Origin of the sequence: Pseudoalteromonas sp. SG41-1 (assembly GCF_014164575.1) — a bacterium.
Taxonomy (GTDB): Bacteria; Pseudomonadota; Gammaproteobacteria; order Enterobacterales; family Alteromonadaceae; genus Pseudoalteromonas; species Pseudoalteromonas rhizosphaerae.
Window position 1 is genome coordinate 23,483 of record NZ_JACJFL010000011.1, and the last position, 24,143, is coordinate 47,625.

21 protein-coding genes and 5 tRNA genes are annotated in these 24,143 nt (G+C 41.2%); 8 read left to right on the forward strand and 18 right to left on the reverse strand.

Annotated features, from left to right (window positions below):
* Positions 1-7: 7 nt before the first annotated feature.
* Together H5203_RS08980 and H5203_RS08985 are read right to left on the reverse strand one after the other, a co-directional pair.
* On the reverse strand, positions 8-1,390 hold the full coding sequence (locus H5203_RS08980; RefSeq protein ID WP_182757970.1) for an NlpC/P60 family protein: 1,383 nt from the start codon (positions 1,388-1,390) through the stop codon (positions 8-10).
* Positions 1,391-1,443: 53 nt separating this feature from the next.
* Positions 1,444-2,781, reverse strand: coding sequence for a hypothetical protein (locus tag H5203_RS08985; protein WP_182819622.1), 1,338 nt, complete (start codon positions 2,779-2,781; stop codon positions 1,444-1,446).
* A gap of 148 nt (positions 2,782-2,929) precedes the next feature.
* On the opposite strand from H5203_RS08985, the gene H5203_RS08990 reads away from it, so the two are divergent.
* Complete coding sequence (locus H5203_RS08990; RefSeq protein ID WP_182819623.1) at positions 2,930-4,945, forward strand: TonB-dependent receptor; 2,016 nt, start codon at positions 2,930-2,932, stop codon at positions 4,943-4,945.
* Between the two features lie 158 nt (positions 4,946-5,103).
* On the opposite strand, the gene H5203_RS08995 is transcribed toward H5203_RS08990, so the two are convergent.
* The 12 genes from H5203_RS08995 to xerD form a co-directional block, all read right to left on the reverse strand.
* Entirely contained in the window at positions 5,104-6,471 is a 1,368-nt protein-coding gene (locus tag H5203_RS08995) for an alkaline phosphatase PhoX (protein ID WP_149981742.1), read from the reverse strand.
* 487 nt (positions 6,472-6,958) lie between these two features.
* Positions 6,959-7,035 (reverse strand) — tRNA-Arg (locus H5203_RS09000).
* A gap of 134 nt (positions 7,036-7,169) precedes the next feature.
* Positions 7,170-7,246, reverse strand: a tRNA-Arg gene (locus tag H5203_RS09005).
* 80 nt (positions 7,247-7,326) lie between these two features.
* Positions 7,327-7,403, reverse strand: a tRNA-Arg gene (locus H5203_RS09010).
* 152 nt (positions 7,404-7,555) lie between these two features.
* Positions 7,556-7,632 (reverse strand) — tRNA-Arg (locus tag H5203_RS09015).
* Positions 7,633-7,669: 37 nt separating this feature from the next.
* A tRNA-Ser gene (locus H5203_RS09020) sits at positions 7,670-7,762 on the reverse strand.
* A 129-nt stretch (positions 7,763-7,891) separates the two neighbouring features.
* Positions 7,892-8,074 (reverse strand): hypothetical protein, encoded by a 183-nt coding sequence (locus H5203_RS09025; RefSeq protein WP_145240843.1) that lies wholly within the window; start codon positions 8,072-8,074, stop codon positions 7,892-7,894.
* 274 nt (positions 8,075-8,348) lie between these two features.
* Entirely contained in the window at positions 8,349-9,884 is a 1,536-nt protein-coding gene (lysS, locus tag H5203_RS09030; RefSeq protein WP_182718004.1) for a lysine--tRNA ligase, read from the reverse strand.
* Positions 9,885-9,910: 26 nt separating this feature from the next.
* Positions 9,911-11,009 (reverse strand): peptide chain release factor 2 gene (gene prfB / locus H5203_RS09035; RefSeq protein ID WP_145240838.1). Its coding sequence is split into 2 segments (ribosomal slippage): positions 9,911-10,933 and positions 10,935-11,009, totalling 1,098 coding nucleotides; the frame shifts between segments, so codons are not numbered across the junction.
* Between the two features lie 154 nt (positions 11,010-11,163).
* Positions 11,164-12,885, reverse strand: a complete 1,722-nt coding sequence (recJ, locus tag H5203_RS09040) for a single-stranded-DNA-specific exonuclease RecJ (RefSeq protein ID WP_182784557.1) — start codon at positions 12,883-12,885, stop codon at positions 11,164-11,166.
* A gap of 74 nt (positions 12,886-12,959) precedes the next feature.
* Positions 12,960-13,688 (reverse strand): bifunctional protein-disulfide isomerase/oxidoreductase DsbC, encoded by a 729-nt coding sequence (dsbC, locus tag H5203_RS09045; protein ID WP_145240834.1) that lies wholly within the window; start codon positions 13,686-13,688, stop codon positions 12,960-12,962.
* 64 nt (positions 13,689-13,752) lie between these two features.
* Positions 13,753-14,706: a site-specific tyrosine recombinase XerD gene (gene xerD, locus H5203_RS09050; protein ID WP_220491296.1), complete on the reverse strand. Its 954-nt coding sequence runs from the start codon at positions 14,704-14,706 to the stop codon at positions 13,753-13,755.
* An 80-nt stretch (positions 14,707-14,786) separates the two neighbouring features.
* Between xerD and fldB the strand changes: the two genes are divergently transcribed.
* Complete coding sequence (fldB, locus tag H5203_RS09055) at positions 14,787-15,308, forward strand: flavodoxin FldB (protein WP_145240943.1); 522 nt, start codon at positions 14,787-14,789, stop codon at positions 15,306-15,308.
* 279 nt (positions 15,309-15,587) lie between these two features.
* Here the strand turns inward: fldB and H5203_RS09060 are convergent, their stop codons facing one another.
* Genes H5203_RS09060 through H5203_RS09070 form a run of 3 tightly spaced genes read right to left on the reverse strand, consistent with a single transcriptional unit; the run spans position 15,588 to position 18,982 of the window.
* Positions 15,588-16,727, reverse strand: a complete 1,140-nt coding sequence (locus tag H5203_RS09060) for an ABC transporter permease (RefSeq protein ID WP_182757967.1) — start codon at positions 16,725-16,727, stop codon at positions 15,588-15,590.
* Positions 16,724-17,458 carry an ATP-binding cassette domain-containing protein gene (locus H5203_RS09065; protein ID WP_145240830.1) on the reverse strand — a complete coding sequence of 245 codons (735 nt, stop codon included), beginning with the start codon at positions 17,456-17,458 and terminating at the stop codon, positions 16,724-16,726. The genes H5203_RS09060 and H5203_RS09065 overlap by 4 nt, the downstream gene beginning before the upstream one ends.
* Before the next feature lie 3 nt (positions 17,459-17,461).
* Positions 17,462-18,982: an alpha/beta hydrolase gene (locus H5203_RS09070; protein WP_182731149.1), complete on the reverse strand. Its 1,521-nt coding sequence runs from the start codon at positions 18,980-18,982 to the stop codon at positions 17,462-17,464.
* A gap of 93 nt (positions 18,983-19,075) precedes the next feature.
* Between H5203_RS09070 and H5203_RS09075 the strand changes: the two genes are divergently transcribed.
* The 6 genes from H5203_RS09075 to H5203_RS09100 all read left to right on the forward strand — a co-directional run bounded on the left by H5203_RS09075 (position 19,076) and on the right by H5203_RS09100 (position 23,372).
* A complete protein-coding gene (locus tag H5203_RS09075; RefSeq protein WP_145240826.1) occupies positions 19,076-19,450 on the forward strand; it encodes a GntR family transcriptional regulator in 375 nt (124 codons plus the stop codon).
* Positions 19,451-19,452: 2 nt separating this feature from the next.
* Positions 19,453-20,289 carry an ABC transporter ATP-binding protein gene (locus H5203_RS09080; protein ID WP_145240824.1) on the forward strand — a complete coding sequence of 279 codons (837 nt, stop codon included), beginning with the start codon at positions 19,453-19,455 and terminating at the stop codon, positions 20,287-20,289.
* Positions 20,286-21,530 (forward strand): hypothetical protein, encoded by a 1,245-nt coding sequence (locus H5203_RS09085; RefSeq protein ID WP_145240822.1) that lies wholly within the window; start codon positions 20,286-20,288, stop codon positions 21,528-21,530. Before H5203_RS09080 ends, H5203_RS09085 begins: the two co-directional genes overlap by 4 nt.
* A 215-nt stretch (positions 21,531-21,745) precedes the next feature.
* Positions 21,746-22,600 (forward strand): alpha/beta hydrolase, encoded by an 855-nt coding sequence (locus H5203_RS09090; protein WP_145240820.1) that lies wholly within the window; start codon positions 21,746-21,748, stop codon positions 22,598-22,600.
* A gap of 2 nt (positions 22,601-22,602) precedes the next feature.
* The gene (locus tag H5203_RS09095; RefSeq protein WP_145240818.1) at positions 22,603-23,157 is read left to right on the forward strand and encodes a DUF2975 domain-containing protein; all 555 of its coding nucleotides are present in this window, start codon (positions 22,603-22,605) and stop codon (positions 23,155-23,157) included.
* Complete coding sequence (locus tag H5203_RS09100) at positions 23,157-23,372, forward strand: helix-turn-helix transcriptional regulator (RefSeq protein WP_145240816.1); 216 nt, start codon at positions 23,157-23,159, stop codon at positions 23,370-23,372. The genes H5203_RS09095 and H5203_RS09100 overlap by 1 nt, the downstream gene beginning before the upstream one ends.
* 57 nt (positions 23,373-23,429) lie before the next feature.
* On the opposite strand, the gene H5203_RS09105 is transcribed toward H5203_RS09100, so the two are convergent.
* Complete coding sequence (locus H5203_RS09105; protein ID WP_145240814.1) at positions 23,430-24,137, reverse strand: TorF family putative porin; 708 nt, start codon at positions 24,135-24,137, stop codon at positions 23,430-23,432.
* Between the last annotated feature and the right edge of the window lie 6 nt (positions 24,138-24,143).

Consider the following 24,143-nt stretch of genomic DNA (forward strand, 5'->3'; position numbering starts at 1 on the left):
TTAACTCCTAGCGAATACGCTTAATATTATAAGTACGGTCTAAATAGCTCTGAGTTTGCGATAAACGCAGTGGCAATAAAGGCGTTACCGATACCCCATTAAGTGAACTTGAATAAAAACTACCATCAGCCTTGTTATAACCCAACCCTTTAACATCATGGATCACATACGGTTGACCGTCTTGTTCACCTAAGTACATCATTACATGGCCTGGTATATAAATTAAATCGCCCACTTGCATGTTATTAACTACCGCTAATTTATCGCTTTCATTGCTGGTTTTATCAAAACGGTGATTAGTACCATACTCCCCCTTCCCCTGCTGACCTGAATTACGCGGCATTAATAGACCAAATGATTTATATATTTCGCCAACAAAACCAGTGCAGTCACGGCCATTATAGTCGTGTCCCCAACCGTAGCGTTCGCCTAAAAATTTAAACCCTTGTTTTATCAAATGCTGTTGGGTGTAAGGTAAATACCCTAAATGCACATCACTGCTGCGACTGATCAAGGCAGGCTTAATAACTAACTGACCTTGTTCCCCGCGGGTTGGCAGTTGCACAACATAATTAGCGTAGGTGTTTTGGCCATTTAATAAATGAGGGGTTTTATCTGCCGGCATTAAAGGCAGACGAACGCCCATGTCCAATTGCACTTGCGATGTAGTGGTATCATTAGGCACGTAAGCGGTATTTACTTTTGCGCCAGTTATCAATAAAAAGTCATCGTTATTTTTAAATTCACGAAGTGTGCTTTTATTCGATATCGCAATATCAGCTTTGGGCGCCCATGCTAGATAGTTATAAGCGCGCACAAGTAACCATTTCTTATCGGCACTTTCATGCAAAATAGCCACTGTATCACCGGGGAACAATCCGCTTTCTTGAAAACGATCTAAGTCATTATCTAAGCCACTATTTAATACTCGGTCCGACGTTGGAAAAGTACGCAGGACTGAGCGCTTTACCACCATGGCATAACTAACTTGATTATTATCTGTCACAGCGTCTAAATTCAAATTGGCTAGATATTTTGCAAAATGCTTATTACTTAATGCCACGCCATTAGGGTAAAAACGCGGGCTTTTTGGTATCGCACTAATACTGAGTATATATGCCTTTAACTGCTCACGAGTTAGCTGAGAGGCAAAATCGAGTGGATCGACAATATGTTCATTGTCAGCAATCAATTGTTTATTAAATGCCGCGATTTGCGCTGCACTCATCAGAGTTTTATCTGTCACTTGGCTTAACCAGTGCTGCGGGGTTAATTGAGATTGAGTGACGCCGATGACATCTGATTGCCACGTGTTATCCGCCGCAATGACGGGTGCCATGGTAATAATACTTGCTAATGAAATACTCAGGGCGATAAATGTATGTCGCATTCGTGGGTTCCCTATTATCAATTTGCTTGGTAAGTCGTGCTGTGTGCTACTTATTATTGCTTTTGCGGTATCAGTAGCTGTTTAAATGCATGCGTAAAATTAGCCTGCATTTTTAAGCCAACCACGGCTAAATTTTTTTCACTTGCACCTGGCACACTATTTTGTGCCGCTAAGGTAAATTCGCGTCCACCTTGAATAAACGGTAAGTAAACATGAGCCAACATGACAGTTTCTGTGGTTGAGCGTGTTTCGCTTGGACCCCAACCTATTTTTTGCCAAACTCGCCATTGCCCCTGCGTTAACTCGTCTAAAATTTGTTTTGCTGGGCGAGTATCGTCTGGTGCAAGCGCTTGCGCTAAAGAGTCAGTGATCATTTGACTGAGCCCTTGCATCATACCACCCACTTTAGCGGTTTTATCCGTATTGCCGGTGCCATTAAATAGTACATCAACGTCTTGTGCTTGTAGTAAAGGCTGCTGAGTTAAGGGCTCTCGAGTGTGGCTTGCTAAACGTTTTAACCACTCAGCTTGAGCCAAAGTTGTCATGGCTTTATTACCAGTTAAACCACAGCCATCACACCGGTAGTCTAAATAAGCAGGATCATCGGTATTAACAGTAAAATAAGCGATATTGCTAGCAATAACATCACTATCAGTACTTTGCCAACGAATCGTGCTAGGAGTAAAAATCTCTGTAGCATAAGCACCTTTAAACATAATGCGAGAATCATTAAGCTTTAGCCAATTATCTGCAAATAAATTACTTAAATAATCACGCCCAGCAACATTAATAAAGTAGCTCGCTATTGCATTAGAGTTTCCATCAGCGCTGCCAAAATGCTCGTAGCTATTAATACTAGTGATCAAATCAGCAACATTGCTATCACCTATTAGCGCATCTGCACCAAGCTCTGGGTTTATTTGCCGTACTTTTGCAATTGCACCGCTAAAAGCTTGAATTTTAGATGAACTCCATGGCTCATATAAATCATTCTGGGTACCATTTGCTAAATAACGATACGCTAGTTGGTTACCTTGCTGTTGGTAATCAATTACTAACAACTTACCCTGCGATGTCGGAATATCAAAATAGTGCCAATCTGCTGCCACGCGTTGCTGCCACCCTAACTGACTGTAATTAACCTGCGCCGCCGTTTTATAGTGCGATTGCGCAACACGATTAGCAACTAAATGCGCCTGCATAGGAATATTTGTTAAATCAGCCGGTAAGACAGGCGCAGCCAACATCACCTGTTGATAGAACGTCTTATGTTGCTCTTGTAACGATGCAACAGTCTCTTGCTGTGGCTGACTCTGACAGCCAAAAAGCCCAGTTACTAAGCTCACACTGAAAACATTCAGCCCCGCTTTTTTCAATTTCATTACAATCAAAATTAAATTCCTTATGATTTTTATTTTTGGAATATTTTATTGAAAATAACATATTTTCCACAGCAAGCAAATATTTGCATCCGATTAACATCTTAAAACGTACTAGTATTAAATATAAACACTTCGATCTATTTATAAGGAAATGATAATGCGCACTTTTTTAATTCTATCTGGTAGCTTGTTTTGCTCTACCAATGTACTTGCAAACATTGAAGAAATTACCATATACGGACACCGCACGGGACTTATTGGTGAGGCTATTAGTGCATCAAGTGGCGTAATTGGCCAAGGTGAAATAGAAAACCGTCCAATGTTACGTAGCGCAGAAATGCTAGAACTGATCCCAGGTATGGCCGTCACACAGCACAGCGGCTCAGGTAAAGCTAATCAATATTTTATCCGCGGTTTTAATCTCGACCATGGTACTGACTTTGCCACCAGCATTGATGGTATGCCAATTAATATGCGTAGCCATGGGCATGGTCAAGGCTACACCGACCTTAACTTTATTATTCCTGAAACAATTTCGACTATAGATTATCAAAAAGGCGCGTATGGCGCCGCTCAAGGTGACTTTTCAACCGCTGGCAGTGCTGAATTTAATCTAGCTGATAACCCAAAACATCAACAACTTGACTTTACAATTGGCGAAGACAATTACCAGCGAGTGATGGCATTAGGCTCAATTGGGATTGCTAACGGGAAAATTATTATTGCCGGTGAGTGGCAAGGTTATGATGGCCCTTGGCAAGATATCAATGAAGATGTAGATAAAAAAAATGCCCTAGTACGCTATGTAGGTAAAGCATGGGATGGCGATTTATCAGTTACGGCAATGGCTTATGACAACAGCTGGAATTCCGCAGATCAAATTCCACAACGTGCAGTTGAACAAAGTATTATCAGTGCGCTAGGTTCACTCGATACGACCGTAGGCGGCAGCTCTAGTCGCTATAGTTTATCGGCAAATTGGCAAGGCCAGCACATTAAAGCCAATGCCTATGTGATCAACTACGACATGGACTTGTTTTCTAACTTCTCTTACTTTTTAAATGATCCTATTAATGGCGATCAGTTCCAACAAGTCGATAGCCGGACAATTAGTGGTGGCGCACTGAGTTATCAATTTGCTGATACTCTTGCAGATATGCTAATCCAGCATACAGTTGGTGTGGAATATCGCCGCGATGATATTGATCAAGTTGGTTTATACAATACCAAGCAGCGCCAACGCTTAAGTACTGTGCGTGAAGATGCTGTAGACGAAGCCAGCTACTCAGCCTATTGGCAATCACAAGTAAATTTAAGCCAAGCACTCGAAGCCACATTTGGTGTGCGTTATGATTACTTTGACGCAGATGTTGATAGCAATAACAGTATTAATTCAGGCAGTGCAGATGATGATTTGGTTAGCTTTAAAGCCAGCTTAAATTACCTGTTTAATGACAACCTAGCCGGTTATGCCAACTGGGGGCAGTCGTATCATTCAAATGATGCGCGTGGAGCGACCATTAAACAAGATCCTGTGACACTTGAGTCTGCTGATAAGGTTGATTTACTGGTGCAAAGCAATGGCGCAGAGCTGGGTTTACGCTACTTTGATCAACAACGGTTTAATTTATCAGCGGCATTATGGTGGCTAAGCTTAGATTCTGAATTATTATTTGTGGGTGATGCGGGTAACACTGAAGCCAGTGATGCATCAAAACGTTACGGTTTAGAGCTCAGTGCGTATTATTGGCTTAATGATGCCTTGAGTTTAGACGCCGAGGCCTCATTTACACATTCACGCTTAGATATCGATTCAAATGACGATCGAATTGAAGGCGCAGTGCCTGTGGTTGCCAGTACTGGCATTAATTGGCATATTACCCAGCAGTGGCAGTCTTCACTGCGCGTACGCCACATTGGCAAACGGATACTCAGTAGTGATGGCGATAAACGCTCAGAGCCGCTTACAGTCGTAAATGGTTTAGTAAGTTATCAACAAACGCATTGGAAAGTGGGCCTTGAGCTATTAAATATATTTGATAGTACGGATCACGATATTGACTACTTTTACACGTCACGCTTAGCTGGCGAACCTATTGAAGGCATTGAAGATCATCACTTCCACCCGATTGAGCCGCGTACCCTGCGCCTAAACTTCAGCCTGTTATTTTAGTTTGGTTATTGTTACTAATAATTGAGCTAAACACTTTGCTGATCCGGTTTATACTTTAAGGTATGAAGCGGATCAGCAAGGCTGCATTCTAAATTAACTCACTTAGCACTACTAAATAGCCATAGTGCACTTGTATATAAGCATTAAATAATCACCAGTTAGCCTTTAAAACTCTGCCATGGTCCTGTGATCGCTAATGTTTTTGTTGGTGAATACACATTAACAAATAAGGTGTTGCCATCAGCAGAAAAACAAGCTCCCGCCAACTCGGTTTGCGCTGTTAAGCGGGCAAAATTATATACATCACCACTAGGTGTTACGCCACGTAAATGGTTATCAACCACGTCGGTATACTGATCTTCACAAACGATCAAGTGCCCGTTAGGTGCAACAGTGAGATTATCACCAAAGTTAAATAACGACTTATCTGTGCTTTCTACAAATAGTTGAACGTGTCCTGGAGCTAGATGCTCTTTATCTGTTCCTTCAAATGCTGATGGTTGATACTTCATCACTTGACCAAGCTGCTTTTGACCACCATTAGTGCAACAAAAATAAAGTTCTTTTTCACCCCAATGTATCCCTTCACCACGAGCGAAAAGTGCAGCGCCTTGTTTGTGGCCGCGTATTCTTAAATCGTCTTTTGGACTTTCAGGTTGCGCCAAATCAACCCATTCAACGGCCATATTGTGTTGTAAAGGCATGACCCCTGTAACCCAATTACGAGTATCAAACTGTGGCTGTGCTTTAATCATCATAGCTTGAAGCTTACCTCCTTTACTCAACTTACCGTATTCATTAGGAATAAAACGATAAAATAAACTATCGCCTTTATCTTCTGTCAGATAAACAATACCGGTTGTTGGATCAACAGCAGCTGCTTCGTGGTTAAACCGCCCCATTGCCTTGAGAGGCTCAGGGTTTACTAGTCCTTTAGCGTTGGCTGGTATCTCAAAAATATAACCGTGATCTTGATTAAAGCCATCCGCTTTAGTCAGAACAGTCTCTTCGCAAGTAAGCCAACTACCCCATGGGGTAATACCACCTGCACAATTGCGGATCGTGCCAGTGAGTGACAAATATTCTTGCTCTTTTTTACCGGTTTTTAAATTATAAATAATATGACTTGTGCCTCCTGGCAAAGCAACACCTTGCGCAGTAGTGTCATAAGCAAATGACGTTTTATGCGTTTGTAAGCTAACATCTGCTTTTGCTAAATCAGTTGGTTTTAATTCATGGTTTCTGACTAATGCAACCCGCTCATCATCAAGGGCAATACAGCCCATACCATCGGCTTTATCTGGCACTGTAAAGCCATCATCCATTTTATCACCCAGTTTTGATATAACTTGATAGCTAAACCCTGCTGGTAAATCGAGTAACTTGTTAGGATCAGTCACTAACGGACCATAGGCACTTAAATGCTCACTCACGTCAAGAAATGGTACTTTGCCAAAAGTACTACGAGAAAGCCCCATAAAAGCGAGTGTACCGGCACTAATAATAAATTGTCTTCTTGAGATCATCGTAAAACTCATAGTGTGATAAAATAACAGGCATATGATAAATGAAATTATCCTATAAAAACGGCCTCCATAAAAAGTTCATACAATTGTCATATCTCAAAGCAAACCTCATTGACACTTGATCTATTAAATTTCAGGCATAAAAAAACCGACTCTCGTCGGTTATCTTCTACTAACTTTAATAGTAATAGAAAGTGGTGAGTGCAGGACGTATCTTCAAAGAGTGAACCTTCGACCACTCGGTTGGTGGTTTCAACTTTAAAAAGCGCGGGATAAACCCGAGCCTACAGCAAATTTCAGGCATAAAAAACCGACGCTCGTCGGTTATCTTCTATTAACTTTAATAGTAATAGAAAGTGGTGAGCGCAGGACGTATCTTCAAAGAGTGAACCTCTGACCGATCGGTTGGTGGTTTTATACTTTTAAGTATGAGGCAAATTTCAGGCATAAAAAAACCGACTCTCGTCGGTTACCTTTAAATAGAAAGTGGTGGGCGCAGGAGGATTCGAACCTCCGACCGCTCGGTTCGTAGCCGAGTACTCTATCCAGCTGAGCTATGCGCCCACATTCTATTTTGATTTTAAAGTCTTACTTTGACTGACGCATTAAGCTAATTAATAACAAAGCTTATTACGAATTTTAAAAATAAAAAAACCGACCATGTGTCGGGCTCTTTATAAATTAACACTAATAGAAAGTGGTGGGCGCAGGAGGATTCGAACCTCCGACCGCTCGGTTCGTAGCCGAGTACTCTATCCAGCTGAGCTATGCGCCCACATTCTATTTTGATTTTAATGTCTTCTCTGACATATTAGTATGCAATAACTAATATAACTCTCAGTAGTAAATAAAAAGTGGTGGGCGCAGGAGGATTCGAACCTCCGACCGCTCGGTTCGTAGCCGAGTACTCTATCCAGCTGAGCTATGCGCCCACTTTTTTATACTCTAATTCGAGTTTATTACTAATAAGTAAAGGATGGTGGGCGCAGGACGTATCTTCAAAGAGTGAACCTCCGACCGCTTGGTTTACTAAACCAATCACTTTTACTTGCTTATTTAAACTCTAAGCAGAGTGTGTAAAGGATGGTGGGCGCAGGAGGATTCGAACCTCCGACCGCTCGGTTCGTAGCCGAGTACTCTATCCAGCTGAGCTATGCGCCCATTCTTTACTTTACAAGATAACCATTTATAAAATAAATGGCGGAGAAGGAGGGATTCGAACCCTCGATAGAGCTACAAACCCTATACTCCCTTAGCAGGGGAGCGCCTTCGGCCACTCGGCCACCTCTCCGTCTTGTGGGGCGTATAATAAAGATTTCAGAAAATATGTCAAACACTTTTCTTGTTTAAAGTAACTGTATGGTTAGAGAACACCCATAACAGCCAAAAAAGAGTCAACTTTGTTTAATCGTTAATCAAATTAAGAGGTTTTAATATCAGCGGATACACCGAGAACAGGCACTAATTCGTCAGTTAATTGTTCGAGATATTGATCTTGGTAGCCTAATTGCTGAAATTCAGCAATACATGCTCGATAATAGGTTTCTCGTTGTAATTCAATACTGAGTACTTCAGAGGGTGAATCAGGTTTATTATCTTTCATATAAAATCCGTTTATATAAGTCCTTTAGATTGACGTGAGTTTAAAAAACCATGCTTTATGCTGTTTTTTCAGTCAATAGTTTAGCTAAATTTAGAAATAATGCTTGTTCATTTTGATGATTTTATATAATTAATTTTTATTTTCACATAATTCAATACGTTAAAATTAAAATTTTATTATTGCCAGTATAATTTCCATTGACGGGACCCGCTACAGACACAAAAACGCCGCTATTAAAGCGGCGTTTATAATATCAACTTAATCTAACATAGCATTAGTCAGCTTGTGGGCGCATATGCGGGAACAAGATAACATCTTTAATTGTTGATGAGTCAGTAAATAGCATCACTAAACGGTCGATACCAATCCCCTCACCTGCCGTAGGCGGAAGGCCATACTCTAGCGCGCGAATGTAATCTTCGTCGTAGTGCATTGCTTCATCATCGCCGGCGTCTTTTTCTTCCACTTGGCGAGTAAAGCGCTCAGCTTGATCTTGTGCATCATTAAGCTCAGAGAAACCATTTGCAAGCTCACGGCCACCAACAAAGAATTCAAAACGGTCAGTAACAAATGGGTTTTCATCGTTACGACGAGCAAGTGGTGATACTTCCCACGGGTAACCGGTGATGAAAGTCGGTTGAATAAGCATGTGCTCTGCTGTTTCTTCAAAGATTTCACATAAGAACTTACCTGGGCCCCAAACACAATTTTCAGGAATTTTAACGTGCACTTGCTTTGCGTACGCTTTTAATTCGTCAAAGTGATTTTCTGGATCATTGAATACTGCAGCATCAAACTCAGGATTATATTTTAAAATCGCATCCGCCATACTTAAACGGGTAAACGGTTGGCCAAAGTCATACTCTACTGAGTCAACCACTTCGCCGTTCTCGTTTTTAGTCGTATTAACAACGATTGGGCTACCCAATACGTTAGTTGCAACAGTACGCAACATGTCTTCGGTGATGTTCATCAGGTCGATGTAATCAGCGTAGGCTTGGTAGAATTCGATCATAGTGAATTCTGGGTTGTGACGCGTTGATAACCCTTCGTTACGGAAGTTACGGTTAATTTCAAATACGCGGTCAAAACCACCTACCACTAAACGTTTTAAGTAAAGCTCTGGTGCAATACGTAAGTACATATCGATATCAAGGGCATTGTGATGAGTCACGAATGGACGCGCAGATGCACCACCAGGGATAACCTGTAGCATTGGCGTTTCAACTTCCATAAAGTCACGATCTGCTAAGAAGCGACGAATACCTTCAACTACTTGTGAACGAATACGGAACGTTTCACGGGTTGCTTCATTAGTGATCAAATCAACATAACGTTGGCGATATTTAGTTTCTTGATCAGATAAGCCATGGAATTTTTCAGGAAGTGGACGTAGTGACTTAGTCAGTAATTGATACTCTGTCATTTCTACGTATAAATCGCCTTTACCTGATTTATTAAGCGCGCCTTTAACACCAATGATATCGCCGGTGTCTAATTGACCGTATTTTTCTTTCAGATCTTTTTGGACATCTTTTGATGCATACGCTTGCACACGACCTTTCATGTCTTGAATTACAAAGAATGGTCCGCGTTTAGCTAGGATACGACCCGCGATAGACACAACGTGGTTAAGCTCTACTAATTCTTCTTTACTCTTATCACCAAACTCGGCCTGTAAGTCTGCCGTGTAATGCTCACGACGGAATTGATTTGGATGACCGTTAGCAGGGCAATTGGCGCGAATAGCGTCTAATTTGCCACGACGCTCAGCGATTAACTTATTTTCGTCTTGGATTTGATCAGTCATTTTTTAGCTCTTTTTTAGCTTGGTGGTTATAGGCCAGATTTTAAGCTGGCTTCAATAAATTTATCTAAATTGCCGTCAAGTACCGATTGGGTATTACGGTTTTCAACGCCGGTACGTAAATCTTTAATGCGCGCATCATCAAGTACGTATGAACGTATTTGACTGCCCCAGCCGATGTCAGATTTGGCATCTTCTTGGGTTTGCTTTTCAGCATTTTGCTGCTGTAGCTCAAGCTCAAATAACTTCGCTTTTAACTGCTTCATCGCTTGTGCTTTATTTTTATGTTGAGAGCGTTCGTTCTGACACTGCACTACCGTATTTGTCGGTACGTGGGTAATACGTACCGCAGATTCTGTGGTATTTACATGCTGACCACCCGCGCCTGATGCACGGTATACGTCGATACGTAAATCAGCCGGATTAATATCAATCTCAATATTATCGTCAACTTCTGGATAAACAAACGCAGAAGCAAACGAGGTATGACGACGGCCACTTGAATCAAATGGGCTTTTACGTACTAAACGATGAACCCCAGTTTCTGTACGTAACCAGCCATACGCGTATTCACCAACAAAGCGCACGGTTGCGCCTTTAATACCGGCAACATCACCGTCAGTGGCCTCTACCAGTTCAACTTTAAAGCCTTTGGCTTCACCCCAGCGTAAATACATGCGTAATAACATGTTACACCAGTCTTGAGCTTCTGTACCGCCTGAGCCTGATTGTAAATCAAGGTAAGCATCATTTGCGTCATGTGCGCCAGAGAACATGCGACGAAATTCTAAACCTTCAAGCTGTTCGTTTAGGTCTGTCAGTTCGCTTTGTGCTTCATTGAAGGTCTCTTCATCTTCTGCTTCAACTGCAAGTTCAAGCAACCCTTCAACATCGTCAGTACCAGTTACTAGATTATCGATAGTTTCAACAACCGCTTCTAATGCTGACTTTTCACGACCTAGTGCTTGTGCTCGCTCGGGCTCATTCCATACGGCTGAATCTTCAAGTTCGGCGTTAACTTCTTCTAAACGTTCTTGTTTAAGAGCGTAGTCAAAGGTACCCCCGAAGCAGTTCAGTACGTTCGCGAATTTCCTTGATTTGATTAATCACAGGATTCACTTCAAACATGTACATTACTCCAAAATGGCTGGTTTACGCGGCTAATCGCCAGGTAAAATTATGCTAATAATTATTTAAATTTCGCTTTAAATAATAAAACGCCCGATTTTAACAAAAAACCGTGCGTTTTATTAGTACTTTATGCATCGATAATAGATATTTTTTAAGCTACTTTTTGCAGCTCACGGACAATTAACTGTAATGAAAATTTACCTCTAAACTCATTGATATCGAGCTGATAGGCCAATTTCACCAAGCGCGCTTCAGTATCAGGCCACTCGCGCACATCAATACCGAAGGCAATAGCATCAACCAAACGCCCTGAACGGTGTTTTAATACCAGCTTTAAGTGCTTTTCACCAACAATGCGCTGCTGTACGAGTTCAAAAGTGTGTTCAAACACGGGTTCTGGAAATTGCTGCCCCCATGGCCCTGCTTGTTTGAGTACATTTGCAAACTCCATGCTAAAGCAGTCATCAGCAAGCTCGCCATCGGTTAAGATAATACAGCGTTTATGCTCTTCACTTAACTGCCCACTTACCGCCTGCTCAAACTCACGTTTAAACTCACTAAAGTGCTGCTCATTAATACTCAGACCGGCCGCCATAGCATGACCACCAAATTTACTGATCAAATGTGGATGCAAGGTATTTAAGCGCTCAAGCAAGTCACGCATGTGCAAGCCTTCAATCGAGCGGCAAGAGCCCTTTATTTCACCGTTGTCGCCACCAGCAAAAATTACTGTTGGGCGGTGGTATTTCTCTTTTAAACGTCCCGCTAAAATACCGATCACACCTTGATGCCAGTCTTCTTGATATAAACAGATAGCATCAGGTGTTTGTTCATCGCTAAAAGCAAGCCTATCTAGCACGGCTTGTGCTTCAAGTTGCATGCCCTGCTCTATCTCTCGACGCTCATGGTTTAAACTATCCAGCTCAGCGGCTATGCGTCGCGCTTGATTGATATCAGTAGCAAGTAAGCAAGCTATGCCTAAACTCATATCATCTAAACGCCCAGCGGCATTTAAGCGTGGTGCAAGCGAAAAACCAAAATCACTGGCGCTTAAACGCGCTGCGTTACGATTAGCGACCTCAATCAGCGCTGTAATACCTGGGCGTGTTTTGCCGCTACGAATTCGCGCTAGACCTTGGTGAACTAAGGTGCGATTATTGGCATCCAGTGCCACCACATCAGCAACCGTACCTAGCGCTACAATATCAAGCAGATCGGCTAAGTTAGGCGGTGGTTGCTGCGCAAAATGACCAACATCACGCAATGCACTTCTAAGCGCAATCAATAAATAAAATGCAACCCCGACTCCTGCGATTGATTTTGATGGAAACTCACAATCATGGCGATTAGGGTTAACGATAGCGTCAGCATTGGGTAGTTGTTCGCCTTGCAAGTGGTGATCGGTAACCAGCACTTTAATGCCCGCGGCTTTTACAATTGCGATGCCAGCAATACAGGAAATACCATTATCAACAGTAATCACTAGATCTGGTGCCATAGTGACTATTTGCTCGGCCAACGCGGGACTTAAACCATAGCCTAAGCTGAATCTGTCTGGCACTAAATAGTCTAAATGAGCAAAACCAAACATCGCTAAGCCTTGCATTAAGGTAGCGGTGCTGGTTGCGCCATCGGCATCAAAGTCACCCACGATCAGCACTTTACTTTGCGCTCGCAGAGCATGTTGAAGTAAAGCGGTGGCTTTATCTATGTCTTTAAATAATTTGAAGTCATGTAAAGTGGCTGCGCTATTATTTAGCTCATCGGCATGATTAACTTGGCGGCTGGCATAAATTTGTTTAATAACAGGGTGCAAATGGCTTGGCAGGTGTGAATCATCATGATGATCACGAGCAACAATTAATTTTTTCATGCAGGCGCGGTACTTTTAGATTAAGGAATAAAGACAAAAAAAGGCCTAACGGCCTTTTTATAAAAAGCATAATACTATGACGATTTATTAGCGTCTAACGCAGCAGCTAATGCGGCCGCAGGCTGATAACCTGGGATCATCGTACCATCTTCTAAAATAATTGCTGGTGTACCGCTAATGCCAAAACTTTGGCCAAGCTGATAATGTTCTGCAACTGGGGCATGACAACCGGCCATTACTTTTGTATCAGCGCCCGATTTTGCTGCTGTCATTGCTTCTTGTTGATCTTTAGCACACCAAACATTCATTAGATCTGCATAACCTGAGCCTTGTAAACCACCACGTGGAAACGCTAAATACTTAACGGTAATACCCGCTTCAAGTAAATCATCAAGCTCGCGGTGTAACTTACGGCAATAACCACAGCTAATATCAGTAAACACAGTTATGCTATGTTTCTCATTTTTAGCTTTGTAAACAATCATTGAGTCTTCGTATTGCGCTAGGCCTTCTTTACGAACGCCATTAAGCGCTTGCTCGGTTAGATTGTTACGGTTATTTAAATCAATCAAGGTGCCTTGCATTAAGTATTGACCATCTGCGCTTGCATACAGCACGCCTTTATCAGTGATCAACTCTTTTAAACCGGCCACTGGGCTTGGGCTAATTTGCTTAACAGTAACACCTAGCTCTGCAAACTTAGTCACGATTGGATCGTTGGCATCAGGAATGGCTGCAACGCCATTGGCAAACGCACTTATACTGGTGCCTAATATCGCACCGGCTAATACTAACTTTTTCATAATGTTCTCTTATATCCTGATAATTCTTAACTACTCAGACCGCCGAAGTACGAAAAAATTCTCACTAAGCGCGCGGATGATGTTGCTGATGTACCAATTTTAACCGTTCATTAGCTACATGGGTATAAATTTGTGTGGTTGATAAATCACTATGCCCTAACATCATCTGTACAACCCTTAGGTCAGCACCATGATTTAGTAAGTGTGTTGCGAACGCATGGCGCAACGTATGGGGCGATAAAGGCGATTCAACTGCTGCCAAAATAGCATAGTGTTTAATACGATGCCAAAAAGTTTGTCGAGTCATACCGACTCCACGCTTTGACGGAAACACAAAATCGGTGGCATGTTTGATCATTTGCGCGCGCCCCACTTTTAAAAATTGCTCGAGCCAATACATAGCCTCTTCGCCAAGCGGCACCAAACGCTCTTTATTACCTTTACCTTTAACAAACACCACCGCTTGGCGCAAATTAATTTGTTCAATACGCAACCCAACTAACTCGCTAACCCGTAAACCCGTTGCATATAATAGCTCTAACATAGCTTTGTCGCGCAAGCCCATCGGCTCTTCAACATTAGGCGCCGCCAAAAGTGCTTCTACTTCATTTTCTGACAACGTTTTCGGCAATGATAGGCCCGCTTTAGGCTGAGCAATATTTACCATTGGCGAATCAGTAATGTGTTTTTCACGCACAAAGTATTGGTAAAAGCGCTTTAACGCGCTAATACTGCGCGCCGTACTGCGAGGCTTTAAACCTAAATCAACACGATGCGCTAAATAGCTTTCAATATCTTGGCCACTCACGGTGAGCAAATCTTGACCTTTTAAAAAGTGGCAAAATTTATCCAAGTCGCTGCGATACGCAGATAAAGTGTTATCGCTTACGTGTTGTTCTAAATAGAGGTTATCTAAAAAAGATTCAAGATAATCACTATTACCGAGTAGTTCGTCGTGATCTGTAATGGCTGAGTCTAATGACTCATGATCAGGTAACGTGGTCACAGTTATTCTCATAGTTATCAAGGTATCAATTAATAATACCTTACGGTAAACTTCAGCCTATCATATCAGGCAAATACACAGTGATAAATACGATGCAAATTGGTTTATTTTATGGTTCTACCACATGCTATACAGAAATAGCAGCAGAAAAAATTCGCGATATTATCGGTCAAGACATTGTCAGCCTGCATAACATCAAAGATGAACCATTAAAAAATGCAGAAAATTACGACTTTATCATCTTTGGTATCTCCACATGGGATTTTGGCGAGTTACAAGAAGATTGGGAGTCGATTTGGGACGACATTAAAGATGTTGATCTCAATGGCAAAACCATCGCTTTATTTGGTATGGGCGATCAACAAGGTTATGGTCAATGGTTTCAAGATGCACTTGGTATGTTACATGATGAAATAAGTAGCCAACAATATACTTTATTAGGATTGTGGCCGAACGACAGCACGTATGAGTTTGAAGCCTCTAAGGCACTCACCGAAGATGGCAAACACTTCGTTGGTTTAGCCCTTGATGAAGACAGCCAATACGAACACAGTGATGAGCGTATCGCTAACTGGGTTGAACAGATCATGACTGAGTACAGCCAGACATTATAAATCTCGCTGCGTAACACTGATACCCAAACCGCCTCAAAATGCAGAGCTTACGGTTTCATAAGGGCTTAATATCAAGGTGTTGCTTTGCAACAGTGGCAATTCTATTTAAGAAACAACAACTAATTACTAAGTTTATATCCAACGGTACGCTATAAACTTTATCCAAGCTGCTTGTTTAAAATGCTATTAATAACTTACTCTGCTTCTAAACAGCTCAGTTATCCCTCAAAAATAAATCAGCGGCCTTTTAGGTCGCTGATTCATTTCCAACTCAATAGCTTACAAGCCAAATACCACTTTTTCACTTTTCAGCATACGCGCGCTTAAAAAACTAAAGGCTGCACATAATACCAGTGTGATCACTGTTGATAGCAGTAACTGCGGGATAGGAATGGGATTACCTTTAATAAATTCCATTAATGCAAACTGCTGTGCTGCTATCGGCAACCACTGCACCTTATCTGTCGCAATATCATAAGTAGTTATCATGCTTAACGCCATTGGGATAAATAACACCATAGTGACGTAAGATTGCGCTTCTTTAAATGACTTAGCCATAAAAGACACAAACACTTGTAAGCTTGCCGACATCAACGCGATAGGTAGGCATATTGCGATACTAAATAACATAAACGCAGGGGTAATAGTGATGCTAAAGCCCATTTGCTGCCACGGCACCATTGCATACGAAAACTTAGAGACAACTAAAATTACCACTAAACCTAACATCGAAAACGTGGTGATAGCGCCTATTTTAGCAAGCACAATATGTAAACTATGTAATGGATGACTCAACAATAACGATAAAGAATTACGCTCTCGCTCACCCGCACTGGTATCAATTGCCAAATTCATCGCCGCGTAAAATAAAGCTAAAATAAGTGTTAATACGACAATACCCAAAATCATGCCACCTTTTGAATCAGGTGTAGCTTGATCATGTACTTCAATCGCGATTGCACGCATCAAACTCGGATCCACACCACGAGAGACTAATCTCAGGCTCGCTATTTCAGAGCTGTACAATGCTATTGCTTTTTCAACTTGGTTGATATGTTTACGCAACTTATCATCAGATTTATCTGCAATTAGCGTTACCGTAGCTGGGCGCCCTTCGCTCATTTTTTGTTGATAGTCATCACTGATTGATAAAGTAATATCTTTACGCTCATTAGCATCAGTACTGGCAAAAATATCACGACTATTAAGGTGAGCAATAAGTCCTGGTGCACTATCGCTATTTTCAATATTAATTTTTAGTGCTTCAGGCGATGCTAATTGCTGTAGCAAAACACTCATTAATAAGCACACACCAATTGGTGCACCTATCGCATAATACAGCCCCGCCATTATCGAGCGTTTATCACGGCTGGCATCCATCACTTCTTTTTTAAATAACACTGTTAATAAATTAATCATGCTGCAATCCCCTCATCACTACCAATTAAGGCGACAAATGCTTCTTCTAATGTCTCTTTACCTGCATGTTCACACAGCTCAGCCACTGAACCTTGTGCAATCACTTGACCATTGGCCATGATCACCACGTGATCACATAACGCTGCAACTTCTTGCATAACATGCGATGAAAATAACACGCAGTGCCCTTGCGCCTTTAATAACAGCAACAGCTCTCTTAATATGCGGGTACTCATTACATCAAGCCCACGGGTTGGTTCATCTAAAATAATGTTTGATGGGTTATGAACCACGGCTTGTGCTAAGGCGGTTTTCATCCGTTGGCCTTGCGAAAAGCCTTGGCAACGGCGATCGGCAATATCATTCATAGCTAATTTATTTATCACATCTATTGTCGCTTGTTTTGCATCACTGGCATTGAGACCACTGAGCTGGGCAAAAAAAGTAATGTATTCCCTTGGTGTTAATCGCTCATACAAGCCGCACGGATCAGGAAATAATCCTAGTTTTTGCTTTGCTACCATCGGCTCTTTGGCAACATCAATGCCGTCAATTTCAGCATTTCCGCTATCAGCCTTTAACAATCCAAATACGGTGCGTAAACAAGTGGTTTTACCTGCGCCATTTGGCCCTAGGAGGCCAGTTATCTTGCCGTCCTGTGCAGTAAAACTTAAACCATTTAGCGCATTAACATCGCCAATCTTCTTATTTAGGTTGGTTACTTTAATCATCACTTACTCCTTGTTAGCTGCATCAGCTGGGTGGCTATTGGCAACGGCTACGCCGTTAATATTCATAAAAAACGGTTTGTCATTTGCATCATTAATACAGGTTTTGTCAATGTCTTGCATACTTTGCTGGTCGATAAACTTGGCAATGATTTTCGGCGCACAGGTTTGTGAGCCAATGCCATGGGTGGCAGTCGGTGCAACTAAGTGGGTGGCATTTGTCATCTCAACCATCGCAAGCTCGGCCCAACTTGCAGGTGTAGCAGGATCGCGTCCACCAGAAAGAAGTAACGTTGGCGTACTGGTTTTTAGCGGCTGATAAAATGTTTCGTCAACGGCTTTTACATTCAGAATTGGGCACGCTATATCCAACCCCGCAATCATTGCTTTGCCCATATAAGTTTTACTGTACTGAGCGCGGGTTTGCGTTGTTAAGCGTGGCCAATCTTCACCACAAACGATGGCGTTATGCATACCCATTGCTAAAGATTGTGTTAAATCAACATTCGCCATCATGCCAGCCAATGGTGAATAGTCACCCCTTAGTGCTTTTTCAATAACCATTGGTACAATCGCACGTTGTGCATGGCCGTAAAGCGCAAATCGTATCGCACTGTAAAGCTTCATTTTAGTGATTGTAAAATCAATAAGGTCATTGGTGCGTGGGTGTCTAACCTGTGTTTGTACAGGCTGTTGTTCAAGCCTCGTAAGCAATGAATTAAAGTTATTTGCTAAGTTAGGGTATTGGGCTGCGCATAAAGCATCAGTTTCGCAGCGCTTGAATAATGCAGCCAGTGAACCATCAACCGCTCCGCCTATGGCAGCCAGACTTTGCTGCATTGGCACAACGCCATCTAAGGTACTCGTTAAAACAGCATTAGGAAATTGGCGCATGTATTCTTGCGCTATACGTGTGCCGTATGACACCCCATATAAATGAAAGCCTTTATAACCAAGAGCAACACGCACAGCTTCAAAATCCTTTGCCGCAACAGGCGTAGTAAAATTGCTCAAATCAATATTGAGCTTTGCTTTACATTTTTGCGTATCTTCTGCTCCCATGGCTTGAAGATCGGCAATCACATCATTAAAAGCAAACTGGGTTTTTAGGTCATCACTTTCACATTGCAATTGATGTGAATAACCCGTGCCACGCTGGTCAACCAAGACTATGTCACGAGTTTCGCGAGCAAAACGTAAGTTATGGTCAAATATTCTCGCTAAATCTATAGCCCCTTGTCCCGGGCCACCGGCAAAACCAAGTACCGCTTCATCAGGATGACTGGGCTTGATTGCAGGTATAACTGCAAAGTGGATATCAATCTCCCCTTCGCTTGGATCATCTGACAATGGTTGAGCAATACTGCCACACATCAATCGATCAGACAGCCCTTCCATATAGCATGGCGTCAGTTTTGGTTGGTTATTTTGATTATTTTCTGCGTATGACGCAGTTGATGCAACCATTAAAATTGGCATCATCACTTTAATTATCAGTCTATTAAAACAATTTGATATGCTTTTCATCACTTTTCCCTTGTTTGCATTTTACACTTAATGTGATAACTTATTACTTAGTGTATCGGTGTATTAATGTATTAATACAGTAGAGAAAGAGTAATGCTAGAATTTATTAATGTCAACCCCAATAGTGGCGATCCCATTTATAAGCAATTACATGAACAAATTGTGCGTTTAATTGTAGGTGAGCAAATAGCTGCAGGTGAAGAGCTTCCGTCCGTGAGAAAAATAGCGGATCACTTTGCTGTTAATCCTATGACAGTTTCCAGAGCGATTGGTCAATTAGTGGATCAAGGTTGGTTAGAACGACGCCGTGGCCAAGCAACCCGTGTCGCACAAAAAACAGCACAACAAACCGATCAACAAGAGAGCTTACTTTTTAAAGCTATCGATCAACTTATTCAGCAAGCCAAACAACTCGATGTGCCACAACCGACTTTAACCGAACTAATAAAAAAACGGTGGGAATTATAACAATGACACAACCACTTCTTAGCTATAAAAATGTCTCTAAACATTACAACCAACGTCTGATATTAAACAACATCACCCTTAATGTTGAGCCTGGCATGGTGATTGGTTTATTAGGTAAAAATGGTGCAGGTAAAACAACTTTATTACGTAGCGCGCTGGGTTTAGTAAAGCCTGATGAGGGTGAAGTACAAGCATTAGGTGAATTAAGTCATCAATTAAGTGCCAGCAGTAAACAAAAAATTGGTTATGTCGCCCAGCAAACGTTTGGTTATGAAGGTTTTAAAATTGCTGACGCTTTGGCATTACATCGCAGTTTTTACCCAAATTGGGATATGCAATTAGAAGCAAAATGGCTCGCGCGCTTTGAATTGAATAGCAAGGATGCGATTAATGATCTCTCAATCGGCCAGCGTCAAACTTTGGCCCTTATTATGGCCATGGCCTACAGACCCCAGCTACTTATTTTAGACGAGCCGGTGGCGAGCTTAGACCCAATTGCTAGACGCGAATTTATGAGTGATCTTTTCGATTTAGCAATAGATTCGGGCTCCGGAATTTTATTTTCATCACATATCACCTCTGACATAGAGCGCGTCGCCAGCCACATTGCACTTATAAAACAAGGCGAGTTACTTTTACTCGACGAATTAGATGTCATTCGCGACACCGTTAGAAAAGTCAGCTTTAAAGAGTCGACGATTGATCTCAGTGCATACAAGGTACTTAACAGACAGCAAAATTGTGCCATTATTTATGGCTATACAGGTGAAACTGTTGTTGGTGCTCTAGCAATCAATACACTGTCTCTTGAACAGCTGTTTGTGGAGTTACATGGATGATGCAAGCCAGTAAATGTCCATGGTATCAAGGTGCTGTCAGTTTTTGGTTAAAAGACGTCGGCTGTGCCAGTTATTTCATCGCTGCAATTATAACGACATTACTATGCCTTATAGCTACAGGTATTGAAGATCTGATCGGACTAATGATCATGTTTTCAATTATTTGTATGTACAGCGCGATAGCTTGGCAAAGTATTCGCTTGCAAGCCACTGAATGGCAGAGTTTAGTTGTTGGTTACCGTAAACATGTGATGTTTCAAGGTAAAGTATTCATTATATTGAGTAACTTAATTTCTATCTTGAGTATCATAATTGCGGGCAATATCAATCTATTAGCAACGCTCACGATGGCCAATCTTGTTGGCATTATTATCTGGTTTTTAAATCGCTCATTCAGCCATTTATTTACCTCTGTTTGCTATTTCAGCTTCTTTATAGCTACGTTAGTGTGTGTGCTTATTGAGCAACTGCCAGTTTGGCTAATACCCGTTAACGTCGTTGCTTTTATTGCTATCGTGTTATTTCATAAAAGCTTTACATCTGCGTACAAATGGCGCCCCGATTCATTACTAAATTATCGTAATGGTCTGCAATCTGGTTGGTCGCCAGTTCCCAGTGGTTTTTTATCAAATTACGGCAGCTCAATTAATAAAGGGTTATTCCCTCTTAGCTACTTTGTTGGCTCTGGACTCTCTCAATACCTTATTTTAATTACACTTTTATGTTTTTTCGGTGTAGTGGCGAATCTATTTTATAATATCACTGAGCAGGCCATTTTTGTTTTAACGCTGAATTTATTCGCGATTGTTACATTAAGTTTATGGAGCAAAGTACAAAAGCAAAACTCATGGGAGCTGTTATTTACCCTACCAATTTACAACACTAGCTACAGCGCAAAAGTCGCACTTAGTTACAGTGTTTTAAAATTAGCAGCACTCGTAGCTTTACTGTGTTTTAGCACAGCAGCTGCGCTTACTCTTGCTAACCAAGAGTTGTTACTAATTAATGCTTTAAGTTACTCGTTAGCCTGTGCTGCTGGTTTACTACTTAGCTTTGCGATCGGTAATATTTGCAAAAACATAAACTTACTAAGTGTAATTTTATGCTTAACGTTTGGATTAAATATGGGCCTAGCAAACTATATGTTTGACCACGGTGATAGCTTAACTCTGCTTGTATTAATGAGTCTCTATGCGACAGCTATGGCGGGAGCAAATCACTTAACCGCTAGGTACTTATAATAATTAAGGCCAATCATTGAATTGAACTTCGTCGTTAATAAAGTTTAGCGCATGTGATTGGCGCCCAGCCCATTTAAAAGTATTTGCCCATGGTAGCTCTAGCAGTTGAAGAATAAACTCATAAACAGCACTTTGAATTATCGAAAAACGATAATTTTTTATTGTTTAAAGTTCATTTTAATGGCATCTTAGTTTTTTAACTTAAAGGAACTAAAATGAAAGCTCTCTGTTTAAACCTCGTGCTATCGATGACCCTGTTGATCCTAACGGCATGTACAACAATAGAAGTTAAGGAGTCACACTTTATTAAACCAGATCAGGGGATTGATCTAACCACACTCCAGAATATTAATAATACAGCAAATTTAAACCCTATTGAGATTACAGCGTTTGATGGCATTAAACTTCGCGGAACTCTTATAACCGTCGCAAACGCTAAAGCCACTATAGTCTACTTTGGGGGAAATCAGTTCAGAGTTGATATTGCTGCAAAACAACCCTTAGAGGCACTATTGCCACTACAAACAAATATAGTGATGTTTGATCATCGTGGCTATGGAAAAAGTGATGGCTCACCTACCGTTAGTAACCTAAAGCAAGATGCACTTAGTATATTTGATTACGTAAAACAGAATCCTCGCATTAACAACAAACCAATTATTTTGCATGGACACTCTTTAGGAAGCGTAATAGCAGGCTATGTCACAACGAAAAGAAACATTGATGGCTTAGTACTCGAAGGCAGTATTACTAATATTCAAGAAATGACCGACACTAGAGTTCCTTGGTACGCAAAACCTTTTATCACTATTAACTACTCTGATGGCTTACTTGAGTTTGATAACCTTAAAATTGTAAAACAATATAAATCACCGCTGCTAATTATAACGGGTGAAAATGATACACAAACACCAATATCATTGGCAAAGTCTTTATTCAAACATGCTGCATCCAGTCAAAAGCAATTATATATCGCATCTGGAAAACACCATGGCGATACGCTAAATGGAACTGAATTAAAGCCTCATTATGAGGTATTATTAACTCAATTAACGTCAAGCAGCTTATAACAATGAAGAAAATAATTTGGATGAGCAATATCATTTTAACCTTACTATTACTCAGCTTATTCACTATATTGATCACCCTAAGTATGGTGTTATTCACTAGCTCAGAGCTAAATTTAGGCGTCGAAGGTAGCGCTCATATGTGGATAGGTCTTGAAGTCAATGGCTCATGGAGCAACGCAGCTAAACAATTAACAGAAAATCACTATAATGCTTTAGTTTGGCTCGGTTTAATCCAAGTCCTGCCATTTATCATAATAAATATTATTTTACTTCGTTTGTTTTCGCTTTATCGCAAGGGACTGTTTTTTAGCGCTAAAAACATTCGTTGCTTCACATGGCTCGGTGGTGTGTTACTTCTACAATTTGTGATTACTGCCATTTATCCTGCTTTGCTTGTGACCTTAATCAATACTATAACGAGCGACGAGCTTACCCGTATTATATTCATCAGCGATACCGACATTATAGGGTTACTCGCTGGGCTTATAATTTACGTAATAGCATGGGTAATGAAACAAGCACACCAATTACAACAAGAACAAGAGCTTGTGATTTAATGCCGATAATAATAGATTTAGATGTCATGCTAGCAACACGTAAAATGAAATCAAGCGAGCTGGCTGAAGCCATTGGTATTACACCACAGAATTTATCAGTATTAAAAGCTGGCAGAGCGAAGGCTGTGCGCTTTAGTACCCTTGATGCCATATGTAAGCATCTAGAGTGTCAACCAGGCGATATACTTAGGTATATTGAAGAGGATAACGAATAAAAAACGGCCATTTTTTTAATGGCCGTTTTGCTGTTTAAATAAAATAATTTAAAACACTTATAATGAGAATGTACGGCCTATCGACAATACAATACGCTCATCTGCAGTATCAATATCTAGGCTGGTGTTCTCGCCCGCTACCTCAATATCAAAACCCGCTAAACTTGTTTGATAAGCAAGACGATAGTGGTTATACGATTTACCATCGGTATCCCATGCGAACTTATCGCCATCGAGTGAATTTGAAATATCAAAGCTGGCACGCAGTGCGTGATTAGGTGCAAGTTCAATGGTGTGTGCAACCATAGAAATCACATGACCTGCGCCGGTACCAAAATAATCCCAGCTATACCAGAAGTTAAGCTCTGTTTGCCCTAACTCACTTGCGTAACCAAATTTAGTGTAAGCTTCAAAGTAGTTACCATCGCTTGAGTTGCTTTGCCCATGGTAACTGTAATACGCAAGGCCGTAATCAATACTGAGCGCTTCATTTAACTGCGCATAGCGACCGAAGTAAGCATCCCATTCAATATTTGTGTCGTCACCAAAGTCAACGTTTGACGCCCACGTGCCAGCATACATGCCTGACTCGCCAAATGAATAATCAAGGCTACCTTGTAGCGCTGGGTCGTTTTGCGTTTGGCTCACACCATTAAAGGTATAATCTGATGCGCCGGTTACGGTTGCTGACCAATCAGCCAATACTGAGGTTGAAAAAAGTGCAAACGGTAATGCGACTGCTAATAATGTTTTTTGTGTTGTCATGTTAAT